At 74.2% G+C, this 1,795-nt stretch carries 3 protein-coding genes; 1 reads left to right on the top strand and 2 read right to left on the bottom strand.

From position 1 onward, the window contains the following. Positions 1 to 453 (top strand): enoyl-CoA hydratase-related protein (locus G3I40_RS02985; RefSeq protein ID WP_239091484.1); only part of this gene is annotated, 453 nt, incomplete at its 5' end. Here the strand turns inward: G3I40_RS02985 and G3I40_RS02980 are convergent. Together G3I40_RS02980 and G3I40_RS02975 are read right to left on the bottom strand one after the other, a co-directional pair. Continuing rightward, on the bottom strand, positions 440 to 1,075 hold the full coding sequence (locus tag G3I40_RS02980) for a DJ-1/PfpI family protein (RefSeq protein ID WP_164300579.1): 636 nt from the start codon (positions 1,073 to 1,075) through the stop codon (positions 440 to 442). The two genes, G3I40_RS02985 and G3I40_RS02980, sit on opposite strands and share 14 nt — an antisense overlap. A gap of 14 nt (positions 1,076 to 1,089) precedes the next feature. Further along, the coding region (locus G3I40_RS02975) for a helix-turn-helix domain-containing protein (protein WP_164300578.1) at positions 1,090 to 1,795 on the bottom strand (706 nt) is incomplete at its 5' end.

The raw sequence follows: 1,795 nt of genomic DNA, 5'->3' as shown, positions 1-1,795 counted from the left end.
GGGTTCTGTGTGGGCGGCGGCTGCCAGCTGGCGGCCGCGTGCGATCTGCGGTTCGCCGCCGGGAGCGCGGTGTTCGGGGTGACTCCGGCGAAGCTCGGGATCGTCTACCCGGCGTCGTCGACGCGGCGCCTCGCGGCGCTGGTGGGCCCGGCGAGCGCCAAGTACCTGTTGTTCTCGGGCGAGTTGATCGGCACCGAGCGGGCGCTGCGGTCCGGGCTCGTGGACGAGGTCCTGCCGGACGCCGCGCTGGACAAGCGCGTCGCGGAGTTCACCCGCGTGCTCGCCGGGCGCTCCCAGCTGACGCAGGCGGCGGCGAAGGAGTTCACCGCGGGCCGCACCGACCGGGACGCGTACTGGGCCGAGCAGGCGCGCGGCAGCGGCGACACCGCCGAGGGCGTCGCCGCGTTCCTGGAGCGCCGGGCGCCGCGCTTCACCTGGACTACGTCAGGATGAAGCGGCTCTTGGAGCGGAACTCCTCGACGAGGTGCGCGGGGGCCTTCTGCGGCGAGCCCGCGTCGTAGGGCGGCTGCGGGTCGTACTCGGTCAGCAGTTGCACGGCCTGGGCGTGCTCGTCGCCCGCGATCCTCCCGAGCAGGGTGAGTCCCATGTCGATGCCGGAGGAGACGCCGGCCGCGGTGACGTACTTGCCGTCGACGACGACGCGCTCCCCCGTGGGCCGGGCCCCGAACTGCTTCAGGAAGTCGAGGGCCAGCCAGTGCGAGGTGGCGCGCCGCCCGTCCAGCAGGCCCGCCGCGGCGAGCAGCAGGGAGCCGGTGCACACGGACGTGGTCCACGTGCTGGCCCCGTCGGCCGTGCGCAGCCAGGCGAGCAGGGTCTCGTTCTCCATCTGGGGAGTCTGTCCGGGGCCGCCGGGGACCACGACGATGTCCGGGTGCGGGACCTCGGCGAGGGTCTTGTCGGCGACCAGGGCCAGGGTGCCCGTGTCGGTGCGGACCGGGCCGCGCTCCTCGGCGACGAAGACGAGGTCGGCGTCGGGCAGGCGGCCGAGGGTCTCGTAGGGGCCGATGGCGTCGAGCGCGGTGAAGCGGTCGAAGAGGACGACGGCGATCTTCACGGGGTTCCTTTCGGTCAGCGCGCGGGATGGGGCGCGTGGAAGCGGCGGCGGTACTCCGCCGGTGGTGTGCCGAGGGTCTTGAGGAAGGCGCGGCGCATCGCCTCGGGCGTGCCGTAACCGCTGGCGCGGGAGACCTCCTCGACGCCGTGGGACGTGTCCTCCAGGAGCCGGCGGGCGTGCTCGACGCGGACGCGTTCCACGTAGGCGCCGGGGGTCAGGCCCGTCTCCGTCCGGAAGGCGCGGGCGAAGTGGCGGGGCGAGAGGCGGGCGCGGGCCGCCATCGACTCCACGGACAGGTCGTCGTCCGGGTGCTCGGTGATCCACTGCTGGACCTCGCGCAGCGGTTCGCGGCGGGCCGTCTGGGCGGTGAGCTGGGCGCTGAACTGGGCCTGGTTCCCCGGCCGTCGCAGGAAGACGACCAGATGGCGGGCGATCGTGAGGGCCACGTCCCTGCCGTGGTCCTCCTCGACGAGCGCGAGGGCGAGGTCGATGCCGGCGGTGACACCTGCCGAGGTCGCCACGTTCCCGTCGCGTACGTAGATGGGGTCGGGGTCGATCTCGACCGCCGGGTGGTCGCGGGCGAGCTTGTCGCAGTACGCCCAGTGGGTCGTGGCCCGGCGGCCGTCGAGGAGGCCGGCCCGGGCGAGCAGGATCGCGCCCGTGCACACCGAGACGATCCGCTCGGCGCGGGGCGCGTGCGCCCGCAGCCAGTCGATCAGG

The sequence above is a fragment of the Streptomyces sp. SID14478 genome (assembly GCF_010548525.1).
Taxonomy (GTDB): Bacteria; Actinomycetota; Actinomycetes; order Streptomycetales; family Streptomycetaceae; genus Streptomyces.
The sequence above is the reverse complement of the archived record's forward strand: the minus strand, read 5'-3'. Positions and strand labels throughout refer to the sequence as shown.